The sequence below is a fragment of the Sphaerisporangium corydalis genome, assembly GCF_025506355.1.
Taxonomy (GTDB): domain Bacteria; phylum Actinomycetota; class Actinomycetes; order Streptosporangiales; family Streptosporangiaceae; genus Sphaerisporangium; species Sphaerisporangium corydalis.
Genome location: NZ_JANZYP010000069.1, coordinates 1 through 14,820 on the forward strand (window position 1 = coordinate 1; position 14,820 = coordinate 14,820).

The window sequence follows — 14,820 nt, forward strand, 5'->3', positions numbered from 1 at the left end:
GGGGGGGGGGGGCGGCGGGGTCATGATGGAGGGATGAGGCTCACCAAACACGGACACGCGTGTGTGCGCTTGGAGAAGGACGGCTCCACCCTGGTCATCGACCCGGGCGGGCTCACCGAGGAGTCCGCGATCGAGGGGGCGAACGCGGTCCTCATCACCCACGAGCACTTCGACCACCTGGAGGTCAAGCGCCTCGCCTCGCTGGGGCCGGACGTCCAGGTGTGGACCTGCGCCGGCGTGGCCGCCCAGCTCGACGGCCTGAGCGCCAAGGTCAACGTCGTCGGGGACGGCGACTCGTTCACGGCGGCGGGCTTCGAGGTGGGGGTGGCCGGCCGGGAACACGCGATGATCGCCTTCGACGTCCCGGTGGTGCAGAACGTCGGCTTCCTGATCGACGGCGAGGTGTTCCACCCCGGCGACGCGTTCACCGTCCCGCCGCAGCCCGTGGGCACGCTGCTCACGCCGACCAGCGGCCCGTGGATGAAGGCCCCGGAGATGGTCGACTACCTGCTGGAGGTGGCACCCCGGCGCGCCTACTCCATCCACGACGGCCTCTACAACGACGTCGGGCTCATGCTGGTCGACGCCATCCTGACCCGCCGGGGCAAGGCGCAGGAGGGCGACTTCCGCCGCCTCAGGACCGGCGAGAGCGTCCTGCTGGACGCCTGAGTTCGCCGGGAGGTCCGCCGCACGGACCGGGGACCCGATCCCGCCGGGCCTTGGAGGTCAGGAGGAGGAGGCGATGGTGGCGGAGCCGATGACGGTGTCGCCATCGTACAGGACGGCCGCCTGCCCGGCCGCCACCCCGGTCGCGGGGCTGTCCAGCTCGATGTGCAGCTCGCCGCCGGAAAGCTGCGCGCGGCAGCCGTACACCTCGCCATGCGCCCGGAGCTGCACCGCGCAGGCCAGCGGCTCGTGCGGCGGGCCTGCGGGGCCGTTCCAGACGGGACGCTCCGCCACGATCGAGCCGACCGCCAGGGACGAGCGGGGGCCGACGGTCACGGTGTTGGAGACCGGCTCGATCGACAGCACGTAGCGGGGGCGGCCGTCGGCGGTCGGGCGGTCGATGCGCAGGCCCTTGCGCTGGCCGACGGTGAAGCCGTACGCCCCGGCGTGCGAGCCGACGACGGCGCCGGACTCGTCCACGATCGGGCCCTGCTCGGCACCGAGCCGCCGTGCCAGGAAGCCGCGCGTGTCGCCGTCGGCGATGAAGCAGACGTCGTGGCTGTCGGGCTTGTCGGCCACCGCGAGGTCACGTGCGGCGGCCTCCTCGCGGACCTCGGCCTTGGTGGACCCGCCCAGCGGGAAGATCGCGCGGGAGAGCTGCTCGCGGGTGAGGACGCCGAGGACGTACGACTGGTCCTTGCCCGCGTCGACGCTCCTGCTCAGGACCCCGTCGGTGAGCCGGGCGTGGTGGCCCGTGGCGACGGCGTCGAACCCGAGGGCGAGCGCCCGGTCGAGCACGGCCTCGAACTTGATCTTCTCGTTGCAGCGCAGGCAGGGGTTGGGCGTGCGGCCCGCGGCGTACTCGCTGACGAAGTCCTCGACGACGTCGCGGTGGAACCGCTCGGCCATGTCCCAGATGTAGAACGGGATGCCGATCACGTCGGCGGCGCGCCGGGCGTCGCGGGAGTCCTCGACCGTGCAGCACCCTCGGGCGCCGGTGCGGTAGGACTGGGGGTTGGCGGAGAGCGCGAGGTGGACGCCGGTGACGTCATGGCCGGCCTCGGCGATGCGCGCGGCGGCCACCGCGGAGTCGACGCCACCGGACATGGCGGCAAGCACACGAAGACTCATAACACTGTCGAGGTTACCCGCCCGGCGGCGCCCGCCGGGCAACGCGTTGGCGTCCGCGCCGGACACCTGGGAGGATCAAGGGCCATGCGACTGTTCGGGCGGGGAAGCGAGCCGGGTGAGCCGGTCGGCGGCGTCGCCGACTTCTGGGTGTGGTGGGCCGAGGCCCGGCCGAAGATCGACTCGCTGCTGGTCACCGAGGACGTCCCCGCGCTCGCCGAGGTGATCGCCCCGGCCGTCGCGGCCCTCGACCCCGGGCTGACCTGGGACGTCGTGCCCGGCAAGGCGGCGCTTCGCGCGCTGGTCGTCTCGGCGGCCGGCAACCCGGAGCTCCGGCCGCTCGCCCACCGCTGGGCGCTCGCCGCGCCGCCGTCGGACGCGCTGTGGGAGTTCCACCCGTCCCGGCCGGCCAACAGGGGCGCCACGGAGATGACGCTGGACGTGGGCGGGCGCGAGTTCGCGCTCGACAAGCTGGTGCTGGGGTTGCGGGTCCCGAACGGCACCCCCCGGATCGACGTCACCGCCTTCCACCCGATATTTCCGGACTTGACGGACGAGGTGCGCACGGAGGCGACCCTGCTCGCCCTGGACTGGATCCTCGGCGAGGACGAGGTGGCCCGCTGGGTGGGCGACATCGTGGCCGCCACGTTCCAGCCCCTCGACGCCGTGCCCGCCGTCCACCTTCCCGCCGTGGTCGCCGACCTCGCCTCGGAGTACCAGCAGGAGCAGTGGGCGCTCATGGAGGGCCGTACGGCCGGCGGGGCGCGCCTGGTCGCCACCGCGCGCTACCCCCTGCGCCCGGTCGACCACCCGCTCCTCGACCAGCACATCGAGATCACCCTGCCGTACACCGAGGCGGACGAGGACGGCCTGCCGGAGGGGGCCTCGGCGGCGGCGCTCAGGGAGTTCGAGGAACGGCTGGCCGCCGGCCTGGAAGGTCTCGGCGGCACCGCCCTGCTGGCCGCGCACATGAGCGCCGAGGGCACCCGCGTGCTGCACGTCTACGCCGACCCCTCGGCGGGCGCGGCGGCCCTGGCCGAGGAACTGGCGGCGAGCTGGGATGAAGGCCGCGCGCAGGTCGAGTCGCAGGAAGACCCCGGCTGGATAGCCATCTCCCCCTTCCTGAGCTGACCCCTCCCCCATCGGAACGTGCGGATCGTGGACCGTACGGATCGAACGGTCGTCATGCCCGGCGCGTCAGATGAGGTCGGCCAGGAGGGCGGCGGCTATCCAGGCGTGGGCGCGGGTCTGCGGGGGCGGCCACGGCGTGCCGGTGATCGTCGCGACCAGCTCCCAGTGGCGTACGGCGCGCGGGTCGTGCTCCTCGTACCCGCGTGACAGCGAGCGGCGGAACTCCGGGCCGTCCGCCTGGCCGTACACCTGGCCGAGGAGGGACACCACCCGGTCGAGCACGGGCCCGGCGGCCGGGGACCCGGGCTCCACGCCGTCGTCCAGGGCCGCGAGCGCCGTCTCCATGACGGCGTTGTTGAGGCCCTGCCATTCAGCGAGGTCCCGCTCGTCCCGGTTCTCCCAGAACCCACCGCTGTCCTTCCGGAGGGTGGCCCGGTAGTCCTGGTCGGAGACCAGGTCGACCAGTTCCAGCCAGGCGTCGAGCTGCTCGATCGACGGCTCGGGGGGAAGCTCGGGCACCATCGCCTCCCGCAGGCAGGTCAGCCACTCTTCGAGGGCACGGTTCCCTCCCCCGACCTCGGCGACGAACGAGTCCATCATCGCCTCGCGCTCGGCGGCGCCGAGGCGGCCGAGCGAGTTGAGCCTGCGCAGGTCCGCCTCCCCCGGCACGTCCTTGTCGAGCGTGGCCCGCAGGACGGCCCGGGTGCGCTGGAGGGACCTCAGCTGGGTCTCCACCGTGCGCAGATGCAGGGCGAGCACCTGACGCAGATCGCGCTCACCGAGCGAGCGGATGACGGCCAGCCCGACCCCCATCTCCCGGAGCGCGCGGACGAGCTCCAGCCTCGCCAGGTCCCCCTCGCCGTACACGCGGTACCCACCGGACGTACGGGACCGCTCGGGGAGGACCCCGGCGTCGGAGTAGAACCGGATCGTCTTCACCGGGAGCCCGGACAGCTTGGAGAGCTGCCCGATCGTGTACGTGTCGCGCTGGCGGGCCATGTTCCGATTATTCCGTTGAGTCTCCAGTTACTGGACACTTTACCGTTTCCCCATGGCCAAGAACAAGATCACACGAGTCGTGAAGCTGCAGGTCAAGGCAGGAGAGGCCAGCCCCGCGACCGTGGGCAAGGACCTGGGCCCGCTGGGCATCAACCTCATGGACTTCTGCCGCCGCTACAACACCGCCACCGAGACACAGCGCGGCTTCGTCGTACCCGCCGAGATCACTGTGTACGAGGACCGCTCGTTCGACCTCGTCACCAAGATGCCGACGACGGCCTCCCTCATCCGCAAGGCCATCGGCCTGGAAAGCGGCAGTTCCCGCCCCGGCCACCACGTCGCCGCGACCATCACCACCGCCCAGCTCCGCGAGGTCGCCCGCACCAAACTCCCCGACCTGAACACCACCGACCTCACCCAGGCCACGAAAATCATCGCCGGCACCGCCCGCTCAATGGGCCTCGAAATCAAGGACTGATCCCCGCCCACGAGTCGCTTCAGGCTTGAACCACCTTGTGGCTCGCTTCAGGCTTGAACCATCTTGTGGCCGAGCATCACGTCGTACTTGCCGTGCATGACGTCGAGCCGGTACAGACGGGCGGGATACGCCAGCACGTCCGCGAGGAGGTCGGCGCGAAGGAAGTTGCGGCCTCCGGGACCTGTGTCGTGGACGTGGCGGGCCTTCACGTCCGGGAACGCTTCGAAGATTCCGAAGACGGTCTTCGAGAAGCGCAGCGCGAACCACGGGCCGGTACCCGGTTCGTCATCCACCCCGGCGTTGACGTCCTCGAGGAACTTCTTCAGCTCACCCTCCTTGCCCGGCTTCGCCTCAAGGTGGATGTAGTAAGCCTTGTGCCCGGGGGTGTCGTCTTCGCCGACGACAACAAACCCTGGGTGCTCAGAATCGTCCGCCCTCAGATCTCGCGCCGGGTCAGGACCGGGAACGAGCTGCCCCTTGTTCGTCTCGACATCGTCGCTCATGATGACCCACTCATTTCGGCCCCCGCCGACCCGCGACACGCCGGGCCATACCGTCTTGTCCATGCGGGCCGATGCCCGCAGCGGCGCACCGCAGCGCCCGCGCGGGGCCAGCCGAGCGACCACGAATCCACGCTACACCGGGCACCTCGCCCAAGGGCCGCGCCTCGCCTGAGCTGGGAGTTCCCCAAAAATCCACCCGGCTCCAATCCCCACCAAAAGGAGCGCCTCCGGCGCACGTTCTCTTCTTGCGCCCCTCACCGCGAACGATCCCACCGACGCGCACGCCGGCCACCCAAGCGAGGTCACGTCCGAGACCGGGCACGAGGATCAGGACGACGGCGTACAAGGCGATCATCTGGCATCAGAAGACATGTCCACAGCTCGTGCTGAAACCTAGTGTTCGTACCGCTAGTCTCGCGGCAGTCGGTTCCCGCTGAGAGGCTTGACCCTGGCAAGCATCGCATGACCCTTTGCCGAGAATTGCACTGAATAGGCCATATTGAACGTATTGATGAGAAGCCGGAAGTCCAGGTAGCGATATGCTGATAAGCGAGATAGTACTGGAAAATGTAAAAGGATTCGGCGACCAGGCTGCCGGGGTATCGCTGAATTTTGCCCGAGAAGACGGTAGTCTGCCTCGCTGGATCGTGGTGGCCGGTCGTAATGGTGCGGGGAAGTCGTCCTTCCTTCAGTCGATCGCTTTGGCCGTTGCGGGACCATCAGCCGCCAGGACGCTTCGGGAAACATTTGCGGATTGGATTCGAGAGGACGCCGAGGAGGCCTATGTCAAGGCGCGTCTGCGGTTCTCGGACTTCGATGCGTTCACGCCGGGTCGCGTTCCCAAGTTCGAGCCCTGGGCGGGGTTGAGGTGGCTCCGGCAGGATGAAGGGCCGGAACCTTCCATCGAAAGGACGAAAGACAAGGTCCGGGAGGTCTGGGATCCTTATCGAGGACCATGGTCAGCCAATCCGCAAGGCTGGTTTCTCGCGGGTTATGGTCCATTTCGACGCCTGTCGCTGGCGCCAACCGAGGCGCAGCGGATGATGATGACGCCTGGCAGGCCTTCCAGGCTCGCAAGTCTCTTCAGAGAAGAGGCGTCTCTTTCTGAATCCGTGCTGTGGCTTCAGCAACTCTATCTGCGAAGACTAGAAGGATCGGAAGACGCCGAACGAGTGGAGAAAGCCGTACTGAAACTTCTTGGCGACGGGTTGCTCCCCGAAGGCATGCGGGTGGAGCGGGTCACTTCCGATGGATTGTGGATCACGACACCGGACGGGATCGAGCTTCCGCTTCGATCGTTGAGTGACGGTTATCGCACGGTAGCCGCACTGGTGCTCGATCTCGTCAAGCAGCTTTTTTCCGCCTTCGGCGATCTGAAAGAGATAGCCGGAGAGAAGGTGGCATTCGGTCACACCGGGGTAGTGCTCATAGATGAGATCGATGTGCATCTACACGTCTCCTGGCAGCAGAGGATCGGGTTCTGGCTGAAAGCCCATTTCCCCAACCTGCAGTTCATCGTCAGTACGCACAGCCCGTTCATCTGCCAGGCAGCCGATGACAGGGGCCTGGTCCGACTCTCCGCTCCAGGAGAAAGCGAGGGCGCTCGAATCGTGGAGGGAGACCTGTTCAACCGAGTCGTGAACGGAACCGCAGACGACGCGGTTCTCACCGACCTGTTCGGCCTGGACACCCCCTATTCGGGACCCACCATCGAACTGCGCAATGAGGCTGCGAGTTTGGAGAAAAAGGCGGCTTCCGACCATATCTCCGCTGGCGAGAAGGCGAGACTCAGAGAACTGAAATCCAAGTTGCCTCGAACGCCGTCGAAAGATGTGGCAGACGCCATCCGTCAGCTGACCCTCAGCTTCGACGATACGGAGCGCCTCCGGCGCACGTTCTCTTTAGGCGGCACTCACCGTAGGTGATTTCCACCGACCCGCACGCCAGGGTTGATCGTGGCGGCTCGGTGCTTCGGTCAGTGGCAGCGCACGTCGAACCCGGGATCATAGCCTGTGTCGAAGAACTCCACGATGACGTCCTTGAACCCGTCAGGCCGTGATCCGCTCGGATTGACATAGACGGTTCCGGAGAGTTTCCTGCCTGCGACACCCTCGACCGCGGCGGACTCGTAGTAGCGCGCGATCTCGGCGTCGGGCAGCGTGGTGAGCAGGGGCATGCGGACCAGATAGTCGCAGTGATCGCCGTTGGCCGCCTGAATACCGACCGTGCCTTGCATCGCTGAGCTGATATCAAGCTCTGTGTCAGGTGGTAGCGGGAGCATGTGCACCCGGTCCTCCAGCTGGGCCAGCTTCTCGTCGTTCTGCCACTCGGGCACCTTGAAAAGCAGGTAGGCGACGATCAGAGCGAGGAGCGCCAGGCACAGGAAGAACGGCCACCTGCTCCGCTGCTTGGGTAACGCCCCCGGAACCGTTTCGGTGAGCACCATGCCGTCCTCCAGAACGCTCGTCGGGCGGATCACCATTCAACAACATGGACCGCTGACCGTGCCGACGCCTGAGAGCACGGGCGCGGACGATCTGCACTTGCCTCGGCGGGATGCGCCCGTGCTCCCAAGAAGGAGCGCCTCCGGCGCACGTTCTCCCTGGGCGACCCTCACCACAAATGTCTCCACCGACCCGCACGCGAGCCAGTCTCCGCCTAACCCCCGCCTCGGTGCCCGCACGGGCAGACGCAGAGACTGTCAGGAAGACTCACGCACAGCGTTAACGGGCCTCAGGCGTTGAACTGGCTGCCGTTGACGCCACCGAGGAATGCCCGCCAGGCACGTGGCGTGAGTGTGAGTACGGGGCCGTTCGGGTTCTTACTGTCTCGGACGGCGACGACGCTGGGGAGGTTGGTGGCGATCTCCACGCACTCCCCCCCGTTGTTGCCGCTGCGGAAGCTCTTCCTCCAAACAGCCTCACAGAAGTTGGGGCTGGCCAACTCTTCGGGTTTTATTGCCCTACCGCATCTCGTTCTTACGCCGCTGTTCGAACAGGACGGCCGCGCGCACTTGTCCGCGCGACAGTTCGTACAAGTCCGCGACCATCTCTTCTGGGTCACCGGCCCGCACCTGTTCCGCGATCACTTCGGTCGGCACCGAGCGATCTTGCACGACCGGCTCTCCGAACGCCCGAAGTGGATCAATGGTGATCTCCCGTAGGTCGGGGTCGGGACACATACCCGCCGCGTCGCCGTCTTCGTTGAACCGCACTGCGTTCATGTACGTCTCGGCGGGGGCGGTGAGCACGTGCCGGCCGTTGCGGATGACCACGAGCTTCAGCGCTTGATCCAGCTTCACTACGTCCTGGACTCGCTGCACAAGCTCCCTGCCAGTCGAAGTACTCAAGTGCGCCTTGTGCGCCAGGGGATAGCGGCATCCTGTTTCAGATCGCAGAAAATCCATGACGGGCCGCATGTTGACGATGGGCACATTAGCGCTGCGGAATGCCGACAAGAACCGCGCCTCGATGAACTCGCCCCATGTCACCGACTCCTCGCCGGTATGGTCCTCACGGATGACGGGAAGGCGGGGCTTGCCGCTACGCCCATTTCCGTCGATCCAGCGCCTCGCCGTGCCGTCAGGCAGCCCAAGAAGACGATCGACCTGGGCCATCATGTACGTCGGTCGCTCAAGAAGATCGAACACGGCGCTCATACGCGCATCATTTCATCTCCGCAAGAGCTAGGAGGCTTGGACGGCTATTAGCTTGAGAAGCGCACCGCGAAGCCGGGCCAAAGCCCTTTTATTACGTTATCTCGCTGCGTGACGGCGGAGAGCACGTCGGCGAGAGTCGCCAATGGAGAACGCGCGCCGGAGGCGCTCCTTTACGGGGACGCCAGGCGCAGCAGGCCGCCCATCTCAGATCAGGTCGGCCCAGTGGGCCCTTCCCAAACGAGGGCGATCCCGGCGCTGTTCGAGCAAGGCGGCGGGGTGGCCCCCGCCGTGGGGGCGGGGGCTCTGACTACTTCCGTGCTGATCAGGTGTTGAACGTGCCGGCCTGGACGCCGCGCAGGAAGCCCGTCCACTCGGCCGACGTGAAGAGCAGGGCCGGGCCGGTGGGGTTCTTGCTGTCCCTGACGGCGAAGACGCCGGGCAGGTTGGATGCGACTTCGACGCAGTTGTCCTGGTCGGCGCTGTAGGTGCTCTTGCGCCACTGCGCGCTGTACAGCATGTCAGCCACTCTTGTTCACCATTCCCTCGATGAGCTTGACCGATGCCTTCAACGGTAGGGCTTCTGCCCTGATTCGGTCGTACCGGAGCAGCAGTCGCGCGATGTCGGACTGTTCGGCAAATGTCCGTCCGCGCGGCTGACCTTCGGCGAAGGCCGCGTAGGGGGTCCCGTTCTTCTCTGCGATGATGAATCCGCCGGCCAGTCCACAGTGAGCGCCTGCCTCGTTGGGGACGATCTGGATCAAGACCGTTGGCTGGTCCGCGATTTCCAGCAGGTACCTTAGCTGCTCCTCCATGATGCGCGCCGCCCCAATTCGGCGATGGAGCACGCTCTGATCCATGACCAGGCTGATCGACGGCGGGTTGTCGCCCCGCAGGATCGCCTGCCGCCGCATCCGGCCTGCCAGCCGTTCCTCGATCTCCTCGGGTGTGACGTTCGGGGCCGTCGCGAACATCTCGCGGGCGTACTCCTCGGTCTGGACGAGGCCGGGGATGACCATGGGTTCCCAGCTCCGCAGGCCGGTGGCGTCCTGCTCCTCTTCCAGCCACGGCCGGAAGTGCTCGGGTGCCGCGTTCCACGTCGTAGCGACATAGAGGCGCGTCATCACACCATCGAGCCCAAGTGCCTCGTCGCAGAGCCGGGCGAAGTGGCCCGAAGCGTGACGCTTCATGGACTCGACCATGGCGACCAAGGATTCGGAGAACCCGATCCGCTGGGCGAGCTGCTTCTGTGTGAGGTGTGCGGAAGTCCTGTACCTGCGCAGCTCGAAAGCGAAAAGGGCACGTGGGGACTCATGGGGGTCTACATCACTACCACGGGGCAAATTCAGTCCTTCCAGTCGATAGGGACTTCTTGCCCTCCGCACGCCATCCTCACGGAACTGTCGTTAGGTTGTGCGGAGATTCCGCTACCGATCGTAGTCGCCTGTTGTCACTCTGGTATGGCGAAGTCCTCAAGACGAGCGGACCTTCCGCCGAAAGAAAAGGCAAGGGCATGCGGACTGGAAGCCTGTTAGGTGTCATCGACCTAGTCGGTAGTCCCGAGTCAGTCTCACATGGACGCGAGTTCGTGAAGCAGAAACTCGGGGCGAATCACCCTGCCTTGGACGACGTGACTCTCCTGGTTTCCGAACTGGTGACCAATGCCCTGATCCACTCAAACTCCAGAAACGGAGGGAGGATCACGCTCGCAATCGCCGATTGCCATGACCGCATCCACGTTGACGTGGTCGACGCAGGAGGCGAGAACATTCCGCAGGTCTGCGAGGACATCATGTTCGCCGAAGGTGGGCGAGGACTCATGCTCGTGAAGCTGATGTCCTGCGCCTGGAATGTCTACGAGGACTCCGCAGGGCGGACGGTGTGGTTCCAGGTGAAATACACGAGAGAGGACAGTGATCTCTCCTGTCCCCGGAAATGGGCGCACCGCGAAGCGGCATCCCGTCCCGAGGCTGCTCATTGAGCGCTGGGCGCTCGACCGCGAATCCTTGGCCCAAGCCGAGAAAGCACTGGGCGTCGATCTCTTGACCAACGAGGAGATCCGCCCCCGAAGCGGGGTCGGCAGCGCATGGAAAGACATCCCTACATGTGGTGCGGATGTCTTCTTCCCAACGCCCGTGCGCTGTCGGCCTCTTCCATTCCATGGGGGATGAACGGCCGGAAGAAGAGCCGCTCACGGGGGCTATTCACGTCCTGAACGACGCAGGCCCCCGCCGTGGGGGCCCGGGCCTGCGGGTCGGCGAAGGTCACTCGCGGTGAGGGCCGCCAAAAGAGAACGCGCGCCGGAGGTGCTCCTTTGGGGAGGAGCGGCAGGGCCGAGATCACCTGCGATACGAGATACAAGGAAGAGCGTACGCCGGAGGCGCTCCTTGCATGGAAAGCCCGTCGAGCCTCGGTGCCTTTAGCGTCCCTTGTGACACGGCGACTCCCAGATCAGACTGGCTTGCCGAACCCCCGTTTGATGCCGACGAGGCACGCAGACCATCCGGCCCGGTCGACCGTCAACGCCAGCCCGCCCTGATCCTTGGAGTCACGAACCGCGACCGTGCCGTCGGGCAGACGCGCGATCTCGACGCAGTTCCCGTTACCGCCGCTGTAGGAACTCTTGCGCCACAGGACACGGGACAGATCCACATCAGACATCCCGCGCATCCTCTCGTTGATCACTTACGTAAGTCTATCTGCCATATATCTCTGCATCCTCGCCACCGTGTGCTTCCTTAGCAGGTGTTGAGGAGATTGGCAGGCGAGGTTCGGTAGAGGCGACATGGGTGGCCGACGTGCGGGTCGGTGGAGAGCGCTTGCGGTGAGGGTCGCCGAAGAAGGGCGTGCGCCGGAGGCGCTCCTTTATAGGGGCGCACTGCTCATCAGCCGTGCGCCGGAACCGCTCCTTTGCTGGCGGCGCAATGGTCACGTGCGCCGGAGGCGCTCCTTTAGGTGAGGCCGGCGCGGCGGGCGCGTTCTACTGCCAGGGCTATGACGTCGGCGAGTTCGGTGACGTCGGCGGGGGTCGAGGTGTGGCCGAGGGAGAAGCGGAGGGAGCCGCGGGCGGCGTGGGCGTCGGAGCCCATCGCGAGCAGCACGTGGGACGGCTGGGCCACGCCCGCCGAGCACGCCGACCCCGTCGAGCACTCGATGCCCTTGGCGTCGAGGAGCATCAGCAGCGCGTCGCCCTCGCACCCGGGGAAGGTGAAGTGCGCGTTGCCGGGGAGCCGCTCGCTCGGGTGGCCGTTGAGGATCACGTCCGGCACCGCCGCCCGTACGCGGGCGATCAGCTCGTCGCGTAGGGCGGTCAGCCGGGCGGCGTTGTCCGCTTGGCGTTCCACCGCCGCCCGCACCGCCGCCGCGAAACCGGCGATGGCCGGGGCGTCGAGCGTGCCGGAGCGCACGTCGCGTTCCTGGCCGCCGCCGTGCAGCACGGGGACGGGGTCGACGCCCCTGGCCAGCAGCAGGGCGCCGACGCCCATCGGGCCGCCGACCTTGTGCCCGGACAGGGTGAGCGCCTCCACGCCGGACTCCGCGAACGACACGGGGAGCTGCCCCACGGCCTGGACCGCGTCGGTGTGGAACGGGATGCCGTGCTCGCGGGCGACGGCGGCCAGTTCCGGGATCGGCTGGACGGTGCCGACCTCGTTGTTGGCCCACATGACGCTGATCATGGCGACCCGCCCGGGGTCGCTCTCGATCGCCGCGCGCAGGGTGTCGGGGTGGACGCGACCGTACTCGTCGACCCCCACGAGCTCCACGGAGGCGCCCTGCCGGTCGCCGAGCCAGTGGGCCGGGTCGAGGGCCGCGTGGTGCTCGACGGCGCTGATCAGCAACCGGTCGGCGCCGGTGGCGGCGTTGCGCGCCCAGAAGAGGCCCTTGATGGCGAGGTTGTCGGCTTCGGTGCCGCCGGAGGTGAAGACGACCTCGCTGGGGCGGGCGCCGAGGGCGCCGGCGATGGTCTCGCGCGACTCCTCGACGACCCTGCGGGTGCGACGGCCCGCCGCGTGAAGGGATGAGGCGTTGCCGACGCGCGCGAGCTGCGCGGTCATCGCCTCGATTGCCTCGGGGAGCATCGGCGTCGTCGCCGCGTGGTCTAGGTAAGCCATGGCCTCATTAGGGTACCCAGTTTGAGAACTGTACCGTCCAGCCGGTATAGTAACGGATGTGAGAAAAGATGAGCTTTTGAACGCGGCGGAAGAGCTGCTGGCCGAGCAGGGGGCCCCGTGCCTCACGCTGTCGGCCGTGGCCGAGCGCGCCGGCGTGAGCAAAGGCGGTCTTCTCTACCACTTCAGCACCAAGGAAGCACTGGTCAAGGGCATGATCGAGCGATTGGTCGCCGACTTCGACGAACTGGTGGCTTCCCAGCAGGAGAGTTCTTACTCACGTGCCTATCTCGCGGCGACGTTCGTCGCGATCCGGAGCGGCCGGTTGCGGCGCTGGGCGGTCGTCACCGGCGCCGCCGGCGACCCCGGGTTACTCGCGCCCTTGCGCGAGGCCATGGCCCGGTGGCATCGCGAGGGCATGGAGACCGAGTCCGACCCCACGGCGGCCCAGATCGTCCGGCTCGCCTGCGAGGGCCTGTGGGACGTGACCACCCACGACCCCGGCTTCTACGGCGAGGCCCACTACGAGGAGCTGCACCGGCGGCTCCTGGCCCTCCTCGCGAGCCCTTGACGGGTCCTGGCGCCGAGTCCTGACCTGATCGGGGAAGGCTCCCCTGCCCTGACGCGAAGCCGAGACCTGGCCCGCGTTCGTGGTTCCGTGCGGCCGTGGTTCCGTACGGGCCGCCCTGGTCTGCGGCGAACGCCGACCAGATGATCGACCGCCCTTCCTGACGTGCCGGAAGGGCCTCCCCCGCGTGCGGACCCCCGCCCGCTTCCACCTCCAGGCCGCCCCGGCATCCCCCCACATCGCCGTCCGCAGCGCGCGGGCGGGATCGTCATGCCCCGGGCGCCGCCGTTCCCCCACCACCTCACGCCGCCGTTCCCCCCAGCACCACCTCACTTCGCAATGCACCTTTGAAAGGAATCCGTGATGAGCCGCGCCCTGAGGATCGCCCGCAACCGGGCAATCCTCACCTTCGTCCTCGCCGGCCTGATGTGCGGCACGTTCACCGTGCGCATCCCCGCGCTGGCCGACAAACTCGGCATATCCGAGGCGTCGGTCGGTGTCGTGCTGCTCGCCTGGGGGGTCGGCGCGCTGGTGAGCATGCAGTCCATGCGCGGCGTGATGGCGCGGGCCGGCAGCCGTGCCGTCCTGCGCGTCGGGGCCCCGCTCTGCGCGGCGTCGCTGTTCGGGGTGGCCGTCGCCCCCTCGCTCGCGTGGATGGTCGTGGCGGCGGCACTGTTCGGGATGTTCTTCGGGACGGTGGACGTCGCGATGAACGCCCAGGGCTCGACGGTGGAGCGCGCGTACGGCCGCCCGCTGATGAACGGCATGCACGCCGGCTGGTGCGTGGGCGCCATCTCCTCGGGCCTGCTCGGCACGGTGGCGATCTCCCTCGGGGTGTCGTTCACGGCCAACCTGGTGGCGGTCGCCCTGGTGTCGGCCCCGGCGGCGTTCCTGCTCAGTGGCGGTTTCCTGCCCGAGCCGGTCGCCACGGAGCCCACCTCGGGCCGGGCGCGGCGGCGGATGCCCGCGCTCGTGTACCTGCTCGGCGCCATCGCGTTCGGGGCCTTCATGATCGAGGGCGCCGTGGCGGACTGGAACGGGCTGTTCCTGCGTGACACCATCGGCGCCCCGGAGGCGGTCGCCGCCCTCGGTTACCCGATCTTCGAGGCGGGCATGCTGGCCGCACGTCTGGCCGGCGACCGGCTGCGCACCGCGTTCGGCGCCCGCCGCCTGATCATCGCCTCCGGGCTCGGCACGGCCGCGACCTTCGCGCTGGTGATCAGTACGTCGTCGGTGGCGGTCGCCGTGGGCGGGATGGTCCTCATCGGCCTGACCGTCGCCACGGTGTCCCCGATGGCGATCTCGCTCGCGGGCACCGCCACCCGGGACCCCGGTCCCGCCATCGCCCAGACCGGTGCGATGGGGTACGCGGGGCTGCTCCTCGGACCCGTGGTGATCGGCTTCCTGACCGACGCCGCGACGCTGCGGGTCGCGCTGGGGATCACGGTCGTGCTGGGCGTGTTCATCGCGGTCACCGCACGCTTCCTGCCCCGTACGGAGGCGCGTGCGACCGGCGCGGAGATCCGCCCGCTCCCGGACCGCGAGCCGCTCAAGGTCGCCGCCTGACCGGCCAAGAGCCGCCT

Annotated in this window: 17 protein-coding genes; 7 read left to right on the forward strand and 10 right to left on the reverse strand. The window is 67.7% G+C overall.

Features of this window, described 5'->3' with window-relative positions:
- Window positions 1-33 precede the first annotated feature (33 nt).
- The gene (locus NYZ98_RS33975) at window positions 34-669 is read left to right on the forward strand and encodes an MBL fold metallo-hydrolase (RefSeq protein WP_262847939.1); all 636 of its coding nucleotides are present in this window, start codon (window positions 34-36) and stop codon (window positions 667-669) included.
- Between the two features lie 57 nt (window positions 670-726).
- On the opposite strand, the gene mnmA is transcribed toward NYZ98_RS33975, so the two are convergent.
- Window positions 727-1,797 carry a tRNA 2-thiouridine(34) synthase MnmA gene (gene mnmA / locus NYZ98_RS33980; RefSeq protein ID WP_262847941.1) on the reverse strand — a complete coding sequence of 357 codons (1,071 nt, stop codon included), beginning with the start codon at window positions 1,795-1,797 and terminating at the stop codon, window positions 727-729.
- Window positions 1,798-1,881: 84 nt separating this feature from the next.
- Here mnmA and NYZ98_RS33985 point away from each other — a divergent pair, with 84 nt between their 5' ends.
- Complete coding sequence (locus NYZ98_RS33985) at window positions 1,882-2,925, forward strand: DUF695 domain-containing protein (protein ID WP_262847943.1); 1,044 nt, start codon at window positions 1,882-1,884, stop codon at window positions 2,923-2,925.
- Window positions 2,926-2,991: 66 nt separating this feature from the next.
- Here NYZ98_RS33985 and NYZ98_RS33990 read toward each other — a convergent pair whose 3' ends face one another.
- Window positions 2,992-3,924: a helix-turn-helix domain-containing protein gene (locus tag NYZ98_RS33990; protein WP_262847945.1), complete on the reverse strand. Its 933-nt coding sequence runs from the start codon at window positions 3,922-3,924 to the stop codon at window positions 2,992-2,994.
- 52 nt (window positions 3,925-3,976) lie between these two features.
- On the opposite strand from NYZ98_RS33990, the gene rplK reads away from it, so the two are divergent.
- Window positions 3,977-4,402: a 50S ribosomal protein L11 gene (gene rplK, locus NYZ98_RS33995; protein WP_262847947.1), complete on the forward strand. Its 426-nt coding sequence runs from the start codon at window positions 3,977-3,979 to the stop codon at window positions 4,400-4,402.
- Window positions 4,403-4,449: 47 nt separating this feature from the next.
- Here rplK and NYZ98_RS34000 read toward each other — a convergent pair whose 3' ends face one another.
- The gene (locus NYZ98_RS34000) at window positions 4,450-5,028 is read right to left on the reverse strand and encodes a putative quinol monooxygenase (RefSeq protein WP_262847949.1); all 579 of its coding nucleotides are present in this window, start codon (window positions 5,026-5,028) and stop codon (window positions 4,450-4,452) included.
- Window positions 5,029-5,444: 416 nt separating this feature from the next.
- On the opposite strand from NYZ98_RS34000, the gene NYZ98_RS34005 reads away from it, so the two are divergent.
- Window positions 5,445-6,830 (forward strand): AAA family ATPase, encoded by a 1,386-nt coding sequence (locus NYZ98_RS34005; RefSeq protein ID WP_262847951.1) that lies wholly within the window; start codon window positions 5,445-5,447, stop codon window positions 6,828-6,830.
- Between the two features lie 50 nt (window positions 6,831-6,880).
- Here NYZ98_RS34005 and NYZ98_RS34010 read toward each other — a convergent pair whose 3' ends face one another.
- The 5 genes from NYZ98_RS34010 to NYZ98_RS34030 form a co-directional block, all read right to left on the reverse strand.
- A complete protein-coding gene (locus tag NYZ98_RS34010) occupies window positions 6,881-7,351 on the reverse strand; it encodes a hypothetical protein (protein ID WP_262847953.1) in 471 nt (156 codons plus the stop codon).
- 287 nt (window positions 7,352-7,638) lie between these two features.
- Window positions 7,639-7,968 carry a DUF397 domain-containing protein gene (locus NYZ98_RS41430; protein WP_316249634.1) on the reverse strand — a complete coding sequence of 110 codons (330 nt, stop codon included), beginning with the start codon at window positions 7,966-7,968 and terminating at the stop codon, window positions 7,639-7,641.
- On the reverse strand, window positions 7,868-8,563 hold the full coding sequence (locus NYZ98_RS34020) for a DUF433 domain-containing protein (protein WP_262847958.1): 696 nt from the start codon (window positions 8,561-8,563) through the stop codon (window positions 7,868-7,870). Before NYZ98_RS34020 ends, NYZ98_RS41430 begins: the two co-directional genes overlap by 101 nt.
- A gap of 322 nt (window positions 8,564-8,885) precedes the next feature.
- Window positions 8,886-9,080: a DUF397 domain-containing protein gene (locus tag NYZ98_RS34025; protein WP_262848049.1), complete on the reverse strand. Its 195-nt coding sequence runs from the start codon at window positions 9,078-9,080 to the stop codon at window positions 8,886-8,888.
- 1 nt (window position 9,081) lies between these two features.
- Window positions 9,082-9,945, reverse strand: coding sequence for a helix-turn-helix domain-containing protein (locus NYZ98_RS34030; protein WP_262847960.1), 864 nt, complete (start codon window positions 9,943-9,945; stop codon window positions 9,082-9,084).
- A gap of 203 nt (window positions 9,946-10,148) precedes the next feature.
- Here NYZ98_RS34030 and NYZ98_RS34035 point away from each other — a divergent pair, with 203 nt between their 5' ends.
- The gene (locus tag NYZ98_RS34035) at window positions 10,149-10,541 is read left to right on the forward strand and encodes an ATP-binding protein (RefSeq protein WP_262847962.1); all 393 of its coding nucleotides are present in this window, start codon (window positions 10,149-10,151) and stop codon (window positions 10,539-10,541) included.
- A 470-nt stretch (window positions 10,542-11,011) separates the two neighbouring features.
- Here NYZ98_RS34035 and NYZ98_RS34040 read toward each other — a convergent pair whose 3' ends face one another.
- Window positions 11,012-11,245: a DUF397 domain-containing protein gene (locus NYZ98_RS34040; RefSeq protein ID WP_316249635.1), complete on the reverse strand. Its 234-nt coding sequence runs from the start codon at window positions 11,243-11,245 to the stop codon at window positions 11,012-11,014.
- Between the two features lie 266 nt (window positions 11,246-11,511).
- A complete protein-coding gene (locus tag NYZ98_RS34045; protein WP_262847964.1) occupies window positions 11,512-12,672 on the reverse strand; it encodes a cysteine desulfurase family protein in 1,161 nt (386 codons plus the stop codon).
- 58 nt (window positions 12,673-12,730) lie between these two features.
- Here NYZ98_RS34045 and NYZ98_RS34050 point away from each other — a divergent pair, with 58 nt between their 5' ends.
- The gene (locus NYZ98_RS34050; RefSeq protein WP_262847966.1) at window positions 12,731-13,240 is read left to right on the forward strand and encodes a TetR/AcrR family transcriptional regulator; all 510 of its coding nucleotides are present in this window, start codon (window positions 12,731-12,733) and stop codon (window positions 13,238-13,240) included.
- 360 nt (window positions 13,241-13,600) lie between these two features.
- Complete coding sequence (locus NYZ98_RS34055; protein WP_262847968.1) at window positions 13,601-14,803, forward strand: MFS transporter; 1,203 nt, start codon at window positions 13,601-13,603, stop codon at window positions 14,801-14,803.
- Window positions 14,804-14,820: the final 17 nt, after the last annotated feature.